The following is a 13531-nucleotide window of genomic DNA, read 5'->3' on the forward strand; positions in this document are numbered from 1 at the left end:
GCGGATCGCGGCGGGGAAGCAGCAGCGCCCGCGCCGCGCATTCCCGGAACCGCGCGGCGAACAGCGCCGAGCCGCCGACCTCGTCGGTCACCACCTGCTGGACTTCCTCCGGTGGCAGCAGCACGTCCTCGGCGGTCGGCAGCACCTCCGCGCCGGAATCGTCCAGCGCATCGGCCAACCGCAGCACGATCCCGTCGTCGGAGGACGCGACCTGCGGTTCGATGCCGCGCCGCTCCCGGATCCGCGCCCCGATCGCCAGCGCCCACGGGCCGTTGACCTTCGCCCCGAACGGCGAGTGCACCACCAGCCGCCAGTCGCCGAGCTCGTCGCGGAACCGCTCCACCACGATCGTGCGGTCGTCGGGCACGTGCCGGGTGGCCCGCCGCTGCTCGTCCAAATAGGACATCAGGTTGTCCTGGGCCCACTCGTCGAGCCCGGCGGAAGCGATCCGCTCCCGCGCGGATCCGGTGTCCGCGCTGGTCAGCTCCCGGACGAACGCGCCGAGCGCGCGTCCCAGCTCGAGCGGGCGCCCCGGGGAATCGCCCTTCCAGAACGGCATCCTGGCCGGCTGGCCCGGTGCCGGGGTCACCACGACCCGGTCGTGGGTGATGTCCTCCACCCGCCAGGCCGAGGTGCCCAGCAGGAACGTGTCGCCCACCCGCGACTCGTAGACCATCTCCTCGTCGAGCTCGCCGACGCGCACCCCGCCCTTGCCCGCGGCGTCGTCGCCCGGCGTGGTCACCGCGAACAGGCCGCGGTCGGGGATCGTGCCGCCGGAGGTGACCGCCAGCCGCTGCGCACCCGGCCGCGCGCGCAGCTCGTCGTTGACCCGGTCCCAGACGATCCGCGCCCGCAGCTCGCCGAACTCCTCGCTCGGGTAGCGGCCCGCCAGCATGTCCAGCACCGCGTTCAGCGCCGAGTCGGGCAACCCGGCGAACGGCGCGGCGCGGCGCACCACGGAAGCCAGCTGCGGCACCGGCCAGGCGTCCATCGCGACCATCGACACCACGTGCTGCGCCAGCACGTCCAGCGGATTGCGCGGGAAGGCGATCGATTCGATCAGCCCGTCGGCCATCCGCTCCGACACGACGGCGCAGCCGACGAGATCACCCCGGAACTTCGGGAACACCACGCCGCGCGACACCGCGCCGACCTGGTGCCCACCGCGCCCGATGCGCTGCAGCCCGGAAGCCACGCTCGGCGGCGTCTCCACCTGGACCACCAGGTCCACCGCGCCCATGTCGATGCCCAGCTCCAGCGACGAGGTGGCCACCACGCAGGCCAGCTGCCCGGACTTGAGCTCCTCCTCGACCACGGCGCGCTGTTCCTTCGACATCGAGCCGTGGTGCGCCTTGGCGATGACGGGCAGCGCCCCGGTGCTCACCCCGGAACCGCCCACCGCTTCGGCCGGGAACCGCGCCATCGGCGCCGGGTTCTCCTCGGCGAGCTCGTTGAGCCCGGCGGTCAGCCGCTCGGCCAGCCGCCGGGAGTTGGCGAACACGATGGTCGAGCGGTGCTGCCGGATCAGCGCCAGGATCCGGTCCTGCACCGAAGGCCAGATCGAGGGGTGCTGGTCGTCGGTCTCGCCGGTGGACGCGCCCAGCTCGGCCATGTCCGGCACCGGCACCACGACCCGGACCTCGACCTCCTTCGGGTGCGCGGGCTGGATGGTGCGCACCGGCCGGCCACCGGCCAGGAAGGTGCGCACTTCCTCGACCGGCCGGACCGTCGCGGACAACCCGATGCGCTGCGCGGGCTGCGGCAGGAGTTCGTCCAGCCGCTCCAGGGACAGCGCCAGGTGCGCCCCGCGCTTGGTGCCCGCCACCGCGTGCACCTCGTCGACGATCACCGTCTCCACCCCGCGCAGCGACTCCCGCGCCGCCGAGGTCAGCAGCAGGAACAGCGATTCCGGAGTGGTCACCAGCACGTCCGGCGGCCTGCGGGTGAACGATCTGCGCTGGTCAGCGGGGGTGTCGCCGGTGCGGATGCCGACCGCGATGTCCGGTGGCGCGCTGCCTCGCCGCTGCGCGGCCTGCCGGATTCCGGCCAGCGGCGCGCGCAGGTTTCGCTCCACGTCGACGGCCAGCGCCTTCAGCGGCGAGACGTAGAGCACCCGGCAGCGGTGCTTGGCATCGGCGGGCGCACCTTCGACGGCCAGCTTGTCCAGGGCGGACAGGAACGCCGCGAGCGTCTTGCCGGAACCGGTCGGCGCGACGACCAGCGCGTGCTCGCCCTCGGCGATGGCCTCCCACGCCCCGCGCTGCGCTTCGGTGGGCGCGGCGAAGGCACCGCGGAACCAGTCGCGGGTCGCGGCGGAGAAGGAGTCCAGCACATCGCGCACCCCTCCATGCTGGACCAGCGGTCCGACATCGCGCCGCCGAGGCCGCGCGGAGCCGAGATCAGCACCGTCCAAAGTGGCTGCCGGACGGCGGATCTCGGCCCGATGGTCGGGATCCGTGCTTCCGCGGCGCCCGCGCATGGCAGCATTCCGGTGGCAAGGTCCTATTCCTGGGAGGGGGACGGGTGCGCGTCCTGTCAGTGGATCTCGGCACCTCGAACACGGTCGCGGTGCTCTCGGCGCACGGTCGGCCACCGCGCGTGATCGAGGTGGACGGATCGGCGACGATGCCCTCGGCGGTGTTCGCCACCGAGGACGGCGGGCTCATCGTCGGCCGGGACGCCGAACGCCGGGCCCGGCTGGACCCGTCCCGGTTCGAGCCGAACCCGAAGCGCCGCGTCGACGAGAGCACCCTCCTGCTCGGCGACAACGTCATCACGGTCACCGACGCGCTCGCCGCCGTCCTGCACCGGGTCGCCGAGGAGACCACCCGCCAGCTCGGCGGCGTCCAGCCCGACGAGGTCCGCCTCACCCACCCCGCGCAGTGGGGCACCGTCCGGCGCAACGTGCTGCTCTCGGCCGCGCGGCTGGCCGGGTTCAGCTGCAACCTCGTCCTGGTGCCCGAACCCGTCGCGGCCGCCGCGCACTTCGCCTCGTTCCCGGACCGCGCGCTCGGCAACGGCCAGGTGCTGGCCGTCTACGACCTCGGCGCGGGCACCTTCGACTGCGCGATCGTGGGCGTCGGCCAGGCCGGGTTCGTGGTGCTGGCCGAGGACGGCCTGGGCGACCTCGGCGGTCTGGACGTCGACCAGGCGTTGCTGGAGCACGTCGGACGGCAGGTCTCCAACAAGGACCCGCAGCGCTGGCAGCACCTGCTGCGGCCGGACACCACCGCCGACCGCCGCGCCCAGCGCGCGCTGCACGAGGACGTCCGCGCGGCGAAGGAGACGCTGTCCCGGCACCCGCAGACCGAGGTGCCGATGCCCGAGCCCTTCGACGACGTGCTGGTCACCCGCGCGGAGCTGGAAGGCCTGGTGCGTCCCACCATGCTGCGCAGCGTCGAGCTGCTGGCCTCGGTGCTGCGCTCCAACGGGATGGCGCCCGAGCAGCTCGCCGGGATCTACCTGGTCGGCGGCTCCAGCCGGTTGCCGCTGGTCGCGAGCCTGATCGGGGAGCAGCTGCGGGTCGTGCCGACCACGCTCGACCAGCCGGAGACCGCGGTCGCGTTCGGCGCCCACCACGTGGCCCGCGACGGCGCGGCGATGTGGACCAACGACATCCGGCCGACCCCGGTCGCGCCGACCCCCGCGCAGCCGGCGCCCGTCGCGCAGCCCGGCTACCGCGAGCCCGACACGGTGCGCACCCACCCGGTCGTCCTGCCGCAGCAGGCCCCGCAGCCGGCCGCTCCCGGTTCGAAGCGCAACCTCCTGATCGGGCTGGGCGCCTTCACCGCCGTCGCGGTGATCGTTGCCGTGGTGGCGGTCGTGCTGCGACTCAGCGGGAACTCGCCCGCGCCCAGCGCCTCGGAGTGCTTCCAGCCCGGCGCGAAGGACGACAAGGGCTTCACCTCGTGCCTGCGGAACCTCGCGGGCAGCGTTCCGGAGAAGGCCAACTGCGCGCCCGGCTGGCAGCGGGTCATGCCGGGACTGCGTGAGCTCAGCGGCACCGTGGTGTCCTGCTCGATCGGAAACCCCAACGAGGGCACCCAGATCGTCTACACCCAGCTGGATTCGCAGGAAGCGGCGGCCGCGCGGGCCGATCTGCTGCTGTCGTTCAACGGGGTGCACAGCAACCGGGTCGAGGCGGACTGGACCGGCAACGGGCTGTCCGGCAGCTACCGCGCGGTCACCGGCGTCGAGTTCGGCACCCTGGTGTTCACCGTCGACGACCGGCCGCTGGTCGGCATGGTGCTCAAGCCCAACCCCGACCGGAAGCTGACCCCCGACGACCTGGCCGACGAGTTCGAGAAGACCGTCCAGCCGGGCCTGGCCTGACGGCTCAGCGGCGGTTGCGGTTCTCCCACAGGAACCGCACCGCGACCACGATCGCGGCCAGCAGGCCGAGGGCGATCACGATCCTGCCGAGCGGGGAGGACAGGCCGGTCAGATCGGCCTGCATCAGGAACAGCACACCACCAGCGTACTGGCGGCGCGTAGGCTGATGGGCGATGCGCCACACAGCTTTCCGCCAACGCATGGCCGATGAGTTCGGTCGGGTCCGCGCCGAGATGCTGGCCCAGGACCACGTCTTCTCGTCGCTCGACGGGCGCACCGTCGACCAGGCCCTCGAAGCCGGCATGTCGACGAAAGAGGTCTGGCAGGCGATCTGCGAAGCCTTCGAAGTACCCCCGGAACGCCGCTGACCCCAGCCGCGATCAACCGCAGTTTCAATTGAAACTGCGGTCCTCCGGCGTGTCGGGACCCGACATGCCGACGGGTGTGGACAGGTCGTCCTGGCTGTGGAGAACTTCCGCAAATTCAATGGAAATCAGACGTCTGATTTCCATTGAAATTGCGTCCTCCCGGTTTGGGTCGGCGGGTCAGGACTCCGGTTCCCGGCCGGGTTTCTTGGGCTGCTCCGGGGTTTCGAAGTCGGCCCAGAGGTTCTGGGCGCTGAGCTGCTGCTCGGGCGTGCGTCCGGCGTTCGCGTAGTGCTGGTAGGCGCGGCGGCGCTCCTCCTGCATGTGCCGCCAGGCCTCGGCGCGCACCCGACGCGCCTGCTCCGGGGTGGGGTGGCCTTCGGCCACCGCGATCTCGTCCCGGGCCAGCGGGGTGAGCTCGGCGATGCGCTGCTCGTCGGCCAGCCGCTGCTCGGGGACCTCCTCGGCGGGCGGTTCGTGGTGCCGGTAGCGGACGAACGGGTTGTCCTGCGGCAGTCCGCCGCTGAGCCGGCCGTAGAACCCGAAGAACATCAGGACCATGCCGGCGATCAGGCTGAACACCACGTTCTGCAGCTTGAACGCGAACAGGTTCCACGGCGTGTCGAGCAGCCCGAGGTTGATCAGCCCGGACAGGAAGAACAGCACGCCGATCACGGCGGTGGTGGTGGAGGCGACGGGGCCGCCCCAGGCGGCGGCGCAGACCAGGACCGCGCCGACCACGATCGAGACCACTGCGAGCAGGCCGTTGCTGGAGAGCCCGAGGACGTCGATGCCGTGGGTGGTGAACAGCGGCACCCGGTTGGCCACGCCCAGCACGCCGAAGGCCAGCAGGCAGGCGCCGAAGATGGCCGCCGCCATCCGGTAGAACCGGCTGAGCGGGTGGTCCGGCGGAAGGTATCGGTCCATGCGCATGGTCGGCACCTCCTCCTCGGGTCGCGACGGGGCGCGCCAAGTGGTCTTCCGAGTGTCCACCCGGACCGAAGTGATCGCACTGTCACACGAACAGGTGATACGACTGGCGTGTCGGGAAGTTGATCGAACATCCGTTCGTCTAAGATGTGGGGGCACGGGATCGAGGTGGGCGGGCCCCGCGGCCGGATTGTCGGTCCCTGCCCGTAGCGTCTGAACCGAACAACGACGAAGCACGATTCGACCGAGGTGGACCCCGATGGCAGCAGCGACACCGGACAAGGGCAAGGCGCTGGAGCTGGCGCTCGCCCAGATCGACAAGCAGTTCGGCAAGGGGTCGGTCATGCGACTCGGCGACGAGTCGCGCGCGCCGATCGAGGTCATCCCGACCGGTTCCATCTCGCTCGACGTGGCGCTCGGGATCGGCGGTCTGCCGCGCGGCCGGATCGTGGAGGTCTACGGCCCGGAGAGCAGCGGTAAGACCTCGGTCGCCCTGCACGCGGTGGCCAACGCCCAGAAGCTGGGCGGCACCGCGGCGTTCGTCGACGCCGAGCACGCGCTGGACCCCGAGTACGCCAAGGCGATCGGCGTGGACACCGACGCCCTGCTGGTGTCCCAGCCGGACACCGGTGAGCAGGCGCTGGAGATCGCGGACATGCTGATCCGCTCCGGCGCGCTGGACATCATCGTCATCGACTCGGTGGCCGCGCTGGTGCCGCGCGCCGAGATCGAGGGCGACATGGGTGACAGCCACGTGGGTCTGCAGGCCAGGCTGATGAGCCAGGCGCTGCGGAAGCTGACCTCCGCGCTCTACAACGCCAAGACCACCGCGATCTTCATCAACCAGCTCCGCGAGAAGGTCGGCGTGATGTTCGGCTCCCCGGAGACCACCACCGGTGGTAAGGCGCTGAAGTTCTACTCCTCGGTGCGCCTGGACGTGCGGCGGATCGAGACGCTCAAGGACGGCTCGGACGCGGTCGGCAACCGGACCCGCGTCAAGGTGGTCAAGAACAAGGTCGCGCCGCCGTTCAAGCAGGCCGAGTTCGACATCATCTACGGCATCGGCATCAGCCGCGAGGGTTCGCTGATCGACATGGGCGTCGAGCAGGGCATCATCCGCAAGTCCGGTGCCTGGTACACCTACGAGGGCGATCAGCTGGGCCAGGGCAAGGAGAACGCCCGCCGGTTCATGCGGGAGAACCCGGACGTCGCCAACGAGATCGAGAAGCGGATCAAGGAGAAGCTCGGCATCGGCGCCACCGTGGACGCGGAGGAAGCCGCCGAGCCGGCCCCGGTCGACTTCTGATCCTGAACGTTGGTGCGGATGAACGACGGTGGCAGGCGTGGGAGGGGCGGTGCGGAGAGCCGCCGCTCCGACGATGCCCGCCCGGCGGACGGGACTCCGGGCGAAGCGGCGGAGTCGAAGCGACGCAAGGACGACAACCCGGAGAGCCAGGCGCGCGACATCGTGTACCGGCTCTTGGCGGCGCGTGCGCGCAGCCGCGGGGAGTTGCGCCAAGCCTTGCTGCGCAAGGAGATCGACGAGGAGATCGCCGATCGCGTGCTGCAGAAGTTCGTCGACGCGGGCCTGGTCGACGACGCCGCCTTCGCCGAGGAGTGGGTGCACGCGCGGCAGCGCACGCAGGGCTTGGGGCGCAAGGCGCTGGGCTTCGAACTGCGCCGCAAGGGCGTCGACGAACACCTGGTGGAAGCGGCGTTGTCCACTGTGGATTCCGACGTGGAGGCGGAGCGGGCCCGCGAACTGGTGCAGCGCAAGCTCCGCGGCATGAGCTCGCTCGACCACACCACGAAGATGCGACGCCTGGTCGGAATGCTGGCCCGCAAGGGCTATTCCGAAGGCCTGGCCTTCCGCGTGGTGCGCGAAGAGATCGAACGCTCCGGAGAAGAATCCCCGGACTTCGACACCCCGTGACCACGAGCAGTTTCCCCGAAGCGGGGCCGGTTCCCAGCAGGAACCGGCCCCGCTTCGTCCTATCCGGGCTGGGCGAGCAGTTCGCGAGCGAGGGTTTCGCTCCACCACTGCTCGATGCGGTCGGGTGACCAGGAGCGCTCCGCGGTGAGCGTTGCGTAGACGTCGATGTTGCACAGGGCTGCGTAGATGTCGACGGCGGTGGGGACGTCCAGGTCCGAGCGGAGTGCGCCCCCGGGCCAGGAGGCGAACACCTGAAAGCGGGTCTGGTCGGCCACTTCTCGCGCCTTCCGGTACAAGTCGGCGAGTTCAGGTTCGGTCCGGCCGGCGTCCCGGAGCAGCGTGATGAGGTCGCCGGCGCGCTCGAACAGGCGTCGGTCGTAGCCAGCCATCGCGGACAGGTGCCGCCGAGGATCGCTGGTGGCTTCCAGCTCGTCGATCTGCCGCGGTAGATCCGCTGCGATATCAGCGGCTTCGACCAATGCCCAGACCAGTCCGGTCTTGTTCTGGTAGGCCGCGTAGACGGTCGGCGCGGAAACCCCCGCCTCGCGGGCGACATCCCGCACGGTGGTGGCCGCCCAGCCCTGCGCGACGAACAGCCGACGCGCGGCGTCTGCGATCTCGGCCCTGGTCTGGTGCGCCTGCGTCATGCGGCGCAGCGAGTTGTACCGGCGCCGACCGCTCTCTTCCGCCATGACCACCCTTCCGTCTAACGTGATGCATATTGATTATAAACCACGTTAAGCGAATTGGGGTGCGCGATGACCATCGCCGGTCTTGCGGGAGCAGGAGGCATCGGGTTCGTCCTGCTTGCCCTCGCCATCAACGCCGTCTACATCCGCGTCGGGTTCCCGATGCCGAACTCCGGCCGGTCCCCGTCGGAGGTGGCCGACTCGCTGGTCGCGCTCGGCAGCCGGTTGAAGAAACCTTCGGTGGTCGCGCCGGCCACGTGGCTGTTCACCACGGTCTTCGCCGCCGGGCTGCTCGCGGAGCTGTGGCGCGGCGAGCCGAGAGCAGATGCGTGGGCCCTCGTCGGCTTCGCCGGTGTCCTCATGCAGAACGCCACGTTCGCGGTGGTGGAGGCGTTGCGGTTCGGAATGGCGGCCGCGGCCCAGAACCGGGACTCGATCGTCGGGCTGTGGACGCTGAACAACGTCCTGTTCGGGTTCAACCAGGTCTTCCTGGCACTGGCCCTGATCGGGTTCAGCACTGCCGGGGCGGGCGTCGGGTTCCTCCCCGAATGGCACGCTTGGCTCGGATACCTCAGCGCCGCGCTGCTGTTCGTCTCGTCGTCGGCCAGCCCCTACAACGCCGACGGCACGAACCGCATCGCGGTGACCGGCCTGATCGGCTGGCTAGGGTGGGCGGCCTGGATCGTCGTCTGCAGCGTGCTCCTGCTGGCGGGCAGCTGAGCGCCGGCCGGATCTCCCAGGTTGGGACGGCGGTGCCGGATCGTCGTGGTCGGCTCGTAGAGTCGCCAGTCATGACGACTCTCGCGGACACCCGGCACATCGTGTGGGACTGGAACGGAACTCTCCTGGACGACAACCACGCCGTGGTATCAGCGGTGAACACCGTCTGCTCGGAATTCGACCGGGAGCACATCGACATCGACGAGTGGCGCGCGGTGTTCGGGCGACCGCTGCTGCAGTGCTACGAGCGCCTGCTGCGGAGGTCGCTGGACGACCGGGACTGGGCCCGCATCGACGTGCTCTACCACGACGCGTACCGAAAGCTGCTGGACACGTGCGGTTTGGCGAAGGGCGTGCCGAACGCCTTGCAGGACTGGGCGAAGACCGGTCGCAGCCAGTCCTTGCTGTCCATGTGGTTCCACGGCGAGCTCGTCGAGCTGGTGACGGACCGGGGCTTGTACGAGATGTTCGCGCGCGTCGACGGTTTGCGCGCGGAGGTCGGCGGCGGTTCGAAGGCCGAGCACCTGCGCCGCCACCTGGAAGCGCAGGAGCTCGACGCCCGGGACGCGGTCCTCATCGGTGACGTCCTCGACGACGCCCACGCCGCGGAGCAGGCCGGAACGCGCTGCGTGCTGGTCACGACCGGCGTGACCAGCCGCGAGGCCTTGGAGAAGACGGGTCGCCCGGTCGTCGACTCGATCCCCGAGGCCTTGGCCCTCCTCAACTAGCTCAGGCCGGGGGAGTTCTCGAGAAGAACTCCCCCCCCCCGCGTCGGTCAGCGACCGGTCACTGCGGCGAGGACCTTGTCCAGCACTGCGTCGTCGGCGGCTTGGTCGGTGCGCCAGGCGATGAAGCCGTCCGGACGCACCAGCAGCGCGCCGCCGTCGTCGAGGCCCACCGACCGCGCCCACTCCGAGTCGAGCTGAGCCGTGCGCAGCTCAAGTCCGCTTGAAGCTGCGACCCGCTGCGCCGCTTCACCCCACGGTTCGCCGTCCGGACCGGTGAACACGGCGAACCGGGACTCGTTGAGGTCGAGCGTGGAGGTGGTCTCGTCCAGCCACCGGTGCGGCAGCCTGGAACCGGGCGCGCCGTCGAAGCTCGCCAAGAGGTCCTCAGTGGACGGAGGGGTGACCACCGGGTCGATGATCGCCGAGGAGTCGTACCGGTAGCCCATGGTCACCAGCGGGGCGTTCCACGCCCCGGCGGCAGCTCGCTCGGCGACCGCCGCCGGATCCCAGTGCAGCCGGGGGTTCTCCCAGCGCAGCAACGCCTGCTGCGTCACCAGTTCGGACACGGCGTGGCGTTCTTCGTGGTAGCTGTCCAGCAGCCGGTCGCCGGCCTTCCCGGCCAGCACCAGGGCCAGCTTCCAGGCCAGGTTGTGCGCGTCGGCGAGTCCGCTGTTCAGGCCGAACGCGCCCAGCGGGGAGATGGTGCGCGCGGCGTCGCCGACCAGGAACGCCCGCCCGGACCGGAATTCGTCGGCCATCCGCGCGGTCGCCCGCCAGGTCAGCGCGCTGACGATCTCGACGGGCACGTCGGCGCCGATGGCGGTGCGCACCGCGGCGGCGCTGCGCTCCTCGGAGAAGTTCTCCCCGTCGGGCGATGTCACGTGCAGCACCCACCGCTGCTCGCCGACGGCCAGCAGCACTCCCGATGCGTCCGGATGGCTGATCTGCGTCATCGTCGGCATCGAACCGAAGTGACCCACCAGGTCGGCCTGGAACAGGATGTTCACCGTGGTGTCGCCGATCTCGCCCGGGCCCGTGGTGCTGATGCCCAGCAGGCGTCGAACCGCGCTGCGGGCGCCGTCCGCGCCCACCAGGTAGTCGGTCCGGACCACGCGTCCGTCGGAGAGAGCGACTGAGACGCCGTCGTCGTCCTGCTCGACGCCGGTGACTTCGACGCCGAATTCGATCGCCGCACCGCGCGCTCGCGCCTCCGGGATGAGCACCGAATCGAGCCGGTCCTGCGGGTAGTGGCCGTGCGGCGTCTCCGGCGACGCGGTGTTGGGGAACGGCAGTTTCGGCGCCGGTCCGGGGCGATCTATTTCGGCTGCGGTGCGGGCCTCGGCCCGCCACATCTCGGTCGAGCGCACCGCGACCGCGTCCACTCCTCCGCGCACGCCGACTTCGCGGAAGAACTCCAGCGAGCGCGGGCTGATCCCGAGCGCCCGCGGGTGGTTGGACGGTTCGGGTCGGCGTTCGAGGACCAGCGCCGGCACGCCGTGGTGGCCGAGGAACAGTGCGGTGGCCAGGCCGACGGTGCCGCCACCTGCGATGACGACCGGGTGCTGGTTCATGGCTGTCTCCATCTCACATTTTTGGGAACAGTGTTCCCGTTCTGGGAACACCGTACCCTATGGGTACAGTGTTCCCATGTCTGCTCGATCGCAGTCCCCGGCGCTGGTGTGGATGCGCGACCGGCAGCGCGGCAGCCGTCCGGCGCTCACCGAGGAGAAGATCGTGCGCACCGCGATCGACCTCGCCGACGCCGAAGGCATCGAGGCGCTGTCCATGCGGCGCATCGCGGCCGAGATGGGCTCCGGCACCACCTCGCTGTACCGGCACGTCACCAACAAGGACGAGCTGATCGAGCTCATGGTCGATGCCGTCCACGGCGAGGGAGAGCCACCAGTGGAGTCGGGCGACTGGCTCGAAGACCTCGCCGCCATCGCACGCAGCTCCCGGGCCTCGCTGCTGCGCCACCCCTGGCTAGTCCAGCAGGCGACGCGGCGGCCGACGCTCGGCCCCAACGTGCTCAAGCGCGCGGATCACCAGCTGGGCGTGGTGGGCAGGGCGACCGATGACGCGTCCCAGGCCGCGATGGTCGTCAGCGCCATCAGCACGTTCGTGCTCGGTTCCGCTGCGGCGGAACTGGCCGATCTGGAGGCTCAGCGGAGCACTGGGATGACCGAGGCGGACTGGCAGCACGCGGTCGGCGAGTACGTGCGCCAGGTGGTCGAGTCCGGGCAGTACCCGCACTTCAACCGGCGGATCCTGGAAGCCGACGACCGCGACCACGAAGCCCGCTTCGAGTTCGGCCTCGCCTGCTTGCTCGCCGGGATCGCCAGGGCCCTCGCCTGACCGGTCAGCACAGCCAGCTGACCAGGGACACCCATGGCAGGCGGGTGCACAGGCGCTCGTAGCTGACCGCGGGGTGCTCCTGCAGGTCGTAGTCGTCGGTGGTCAGCGACCCCGGTGCCGACAGCGCGAGTCCGAAGCTCAGCCCGGTCGTGCCGGGCGGGGCTGCCGGGGTCGTCCACGTCGCCGCGGTCCACTGGGCGGCGGGGGAGAAGAACGGGCTGGTCGTCCAGTAGTGCCAGGACCCGGCCCGGTCGCGGTAGTAGACGGCGAACTGCGTCCGCGCGGTCGACTTGTACCAGGCGTTGAGCGTGTAGGTGTTGTTCTCGTGCGCGACCGGTGCGGCTTCGCCCTGGTCCATCCGCTGCAGGAGCTTGGCGTCGCCGTTGACGTAGTCCGCCAGGTCGAGCCGCTGCGCCGAGTGCCCGCTGTGCGCGTCCGGCACCGGGGTCCACTTCGGACTGTTCTGCCCCCAGCTGCTCGGCACCCAGCCTCGCGGTCCGGGTTCCTCCAGCGACGCGTTCACCAGTCCGGCGCGCGGCGCGGGCGCGGGCGGACGGACCAGCGGTGCGGGTTCACCGCCCATGACCTCGTCGACGGTGCGCACAACCGTGCCCCTGGCTTCCCGGGCGGCCAGCCACGAGGTGAACTGGTCCAGCACCCTGGGACTGATGGACAGCGGACCGCAGAAGTCGCAGACCTGGTGCAGCACCAGGGGAACCCAGCCTCCACCGTCGGCCTCGGCGTTGAGCACGACCTGCTGGAGCTCCTCCAACGTCCAGCTCGGATCGATCATGCCGGTGCCGCGCACGGCCATCGGGTTCCGCGGCGGGATGCCCTCGGCCGGCGGGCAGTTGCCGCAACCGCGCGCCGTCCGGATGCTGCCGGTGATGCGGGCGCTGTTGTAGCCGCAGTCCCGCACGGCCTGCTCATCGGCCTGGTCGGCGATGCCGAAGGGGTAGGCGAACGAGGTCGCGCGGAATCCCCAGCCGGTCAGGTTGGCGCGGTCCTGGCAGATCTCGCGCCGGAGCTCGTCCGGGCCGATGGTGCCCAGGTCCGGGTGGGTGACCGTGTGCCCGCCGATCTCGTGGCCGGCCGCGGACATGCCGCGCAGGTCGTCGAGGCTGAGGTAGCCGGGCTGGCCGATGGAACCGGAGACGACGTAGAAGGTGCCGCGCATCCGGTGCTGGCTGAGGATCCGGGCACCGGCGGTCTGCGACGCGGTGCCGTCGTCGACGGTGAAGCTGACCACGGTCCGGGGCGTCGGTGCGGCGTTGGCCGGCGCGCCGAGGAACAGCACCAGCAGCACGACGCCGGTGCAGGTGAGAGCTCGGCTCAGCAGTTTCCGCGCATCCATCACCGGACCGCCAAACGGGGTCGACCGACCTGACGTCCGGGACGTTACGGCTGGTGGAGGACGTGCTGGATCCAGCACGTGAGGTGGATGGGGTACGCCGTCGTGCGGAGGTGGTGGGCGGCCAC

13 protein-coding genes are annotated in these 13531 nt (G+C 70.7%); 7 read left to right on the plus strand and 6 right to left on the minus strand.

Annotation, left to right across the window (positions count from 1 at the left end; genetic code table 11):
- Positions 1–2341, minus strand: a 2341-nt coding sequence (locus ABTZ89_RS24735) for a DEAD/DEAH box helicase (RefSeq protein WP_351048733.1), incomplete at its 3' end; no start/stop codon positions are given.
- A gap of 182 nt (positions 2342–2523) precedes the next feature.
- On the opposite strand from ABTZ89_RS24735, the gene ABTZ89_RS24740 reads away from it, so the two are divergent.
- Positions 2524–4332, plus strand: coding sequence for an Hsp70 family protein (locus ABTZ89_RS24740; protein ID WP_351048736.1), 1809 nt, complete (start codon positions 2524–2526; stop codon positions 4330–4332).
- 4 nt (positions 4333–4336) lie between these two features.
- On the opposite strand, the gene ABTZ89_RS24745 is transcribed toward ABTZ89_RS24740, so the two are convergent.
- The gene (locus tag ABTZ89_RS24745) at positions 4337–4468 is read right to left on the minus strand and encodes a hypothetical protein (RefSeq protein WP_270953039.1); all 132 of its coding nucleotides are present in this window, start codon (positions 4466–4468) and stop codon (positions 4337–4339) included.
- Positions 4469–4505: 37 nt separating this feature from the next.
- Between ABTZ89_RS24745 and ABTZ89_RS24750 the strand changes: the two genes are divergently transcribed.
- A complete protein-coding gene (locus tag ABTZ89_RS24750) occupies positions 4506–4700 on the plus strand; it encodes a DUF3046 domain-containing protein (RefSeq protein ID WP_270953040.1) in 195 nt (64 codons plus the stop codon).
- A gap of 177 nt (positions 4701–4877) precedes the next feature.
- On the opposite strand, the gene ABTZ89_RS24755 is transcribed toward ABTZ89_RS24750, so the two are convergent.
- Positions 4878–5630: a DUF4383 domain-containing protein gene (locus tag ABTZ89_RS24755; RefSeq protein WP_351048741.1), complete on the minus strand. Its 753-nt coding sequence runs from the start codon at positions 5628–5630 to the stop codon at positions 4878–4880.
- A 256-nt stretch (positions 5631–5886) separates the two neighbouring features.
- Here ABTZ89_RS24755 and recA point away from each other — a divergent pair, with 256 nt between their 5' ends.
- The gene (gene recA / locus ABTZ89_RS24760) at positions 5887–6933 is read left to right on the plus strand and encodes a recombinase RecA (protein ID WP_270953042.1); all 1047 of its coding nucleotides are present in this window, start codon (positions 5887–5889) and stop codon (positions 6931–6933) included.
- Between the two features lie 18 nt (positions 6934–6951).
- A complete protein-coding gene (locus tag ABTZ89_RS24765; protein ID WP_351048744.1) occupies positions 6952–7560 on the plus strand; it encodes a regulatory protein RecX in 609 nt (202 codons plus the stop codon).
- Between the two features lie 59 nt (positions 7561–7619).
- On the opposite strand, the gene ABTZ89_RS24770 is transcribed toward ABTZ89_RS24765, so the two are convergent.
- Entirely contained in the window at positions 7620–8252 is a 633-nt protein-coding gene (locus tag ABTZ89_RS24770; RefSeq protein WP_351048746.1) for a TetR/AcrR family transcriptional regulator, read from the minus strand.
- A 66-nt stretch (positions 8253–8318) separates the two neighbouring features.
- Between ABTZ89_RS24770 and ABTZ89_RS24775 the strand changes: the two genes are divergently transcribed.
- Both ABTZ89_RS24775 and ABTZ89_RS24780 read left to right on the plus strand, forming a co-directional pair.
- Positions 8319–8969 carry a hypothetical protein gene (locus tag ABTZ89_RS24775; protein ID WP_351048748.1) on the plus strand — a complete coding sequence of 217 codons (651 nt, stop codon included), beginning with the start codon at positions 8319–8321 and terminating at the stop codon, positions 8967–8969.
- A gap of 71 nt (positions 8970–9040) precedes the next feature.
- Positions 9041–9697 carry an HAD family hydrolase gene (locus ABTZ89_RS24780; RefSeq protein WP_270953046.1) on the plus strand — a complete coding sequence of 219 codons (657 nt, stop codon included), beginning with the start codon at positions 9041–9043 and terminating at the stop codon, positions 9695–9697.
- A 47-nt stretch (positions 9698–9744) separates the two neighbouring features.
- Here the strand turns inward: ABTZ89_RS24780 and ABTZ89_RS24785 are convergent, their stop codons facing one another.
- Positions 9745–11268, minus strand: coding sequence for an FAD-dependent monooxygenase (locus tag ABTZ89_RS24785; protein ID WP_351048752.1), 1524 nt, complete (start codon positions 11266–11268; stop codon positions 9745–9747).
- A 76-nt stretch (positions 11269–11344) separates the two neighbouring features.
- Between ABTZ89_RS24785 and ABTZ89_RS24790 the strand changes: the two genes are divergently transcribed.
- A complete protein-coding gene (locus ABTZ89_RS24790) occupies positions 11345–12052 on the plus strand; it encodes a TetR/AcrR family transcriptional regulator (protein WP_270953048.1) in 708 nt (235 codons plus the stop codon).
- Positions 12053–12056: 4 nt separating this feature from the next.
- Here the strand turns inward: ABTZ89_RS24790 and ABTZ89_RS24795 are convergent, their stop codons facing one another.
- A complete protein-coding gene (locus ABTZ89_RS24795) occupies positions 12057–13406 on the minus strand; it encodes a polysaccharide deacetylase family protein (RefSeq protein ID WP_351048757.1) in 1350 nt (449 codons plus the stop codon).
- Between the last annotated feature and the right edge of the window lie 125 nt (positions 13407–13531).

The sequence above is a fragment of the Saccharopolyspora sp. NPDC002686 genome, from assembly GCF_040295745.1.
Taxonomy (GTDB): domain Bacteria; phylum Actinomycetota; class Actinomycetes; order Mycobacteriales; family Pseudonocardiaceae; genus Saccharopolyspora; species Saccharopolyspora oryzae.

Bases quoted from the DNA above. Each gene is read 5' to 3' on its own strand.
- ABTZ89_RS24750 (WP_270953040.1), top strand. From the start codon at position 4,506: ATGCGCCACACAGCTTTCCGCCAACGCATGGCCGATGAGTTCGGTCGG.
- ABTZ89_RS24755 (WP_351048741.1), bottom strand. From the start codon at position 5,630: ATGCGCATGGACCGATACCTTCCGCCGGACCACCCGCTCAGCCGGTTC.
- recA (WP_270953042.1), top strand. From the start codon at position 5,887: ATGGCAGCAGCGACACCGGACAAGGGCAAGGCGCTGGAGCTGGCGCTC.
- ABTZ89_RS24765 (WP_351048744.1), top strand. From the start codon at position 6,952: ATGAACGACGGTGGCAGGCGTGGGAGGGGCGGTGCGGAGAGCCGCCGC.
- ABTZ89_RS24770 (WP_351048746.1), bottom strand. From the start codon at position 8,252: ATGGCGGAAGAGAGCGGTCGGCGCCGGTACAACTCGCTGCGCCGCATG.
- ABTZ89_RS24775 (WP_351048748.1), top strand. From the start codon at position 8,319: ATGACCATCGCCGGTCTTGCGGGAGCAGGAGGCATCGGGTTCGTCCTG.
- ABTZ89_RS24780 (WP_270953046.1), top strand. From the start codon at position 9,041: ATGACGACTCTCGCGGACACCCGGCACATCGTGTGGGACTGGAACGGA.
- ABTZ89_RS24785 (WP_351048752.1), bottom strand. From the start codon at position 11,268: ATGAACCAGCACCCGGTCGTCATCGCAGGTGGCGGCACCGTCGGCCTG.
- ABTZ89_RS24790 (WP_270953048.1), top strand. From the start codon at position 11,345: ATGTCTGCTCGATCGCAGTCCCCGGCGCTGGTGTGGATGCGCGACCGG.
- ABTZ89_RS24795 (WP_351048757.1), bottom strand. From the start codon at position 13,406: ATGGATGCGCGGAAACTGCTGAGCCGAGCTCTCACCTGCACCGGCGTC.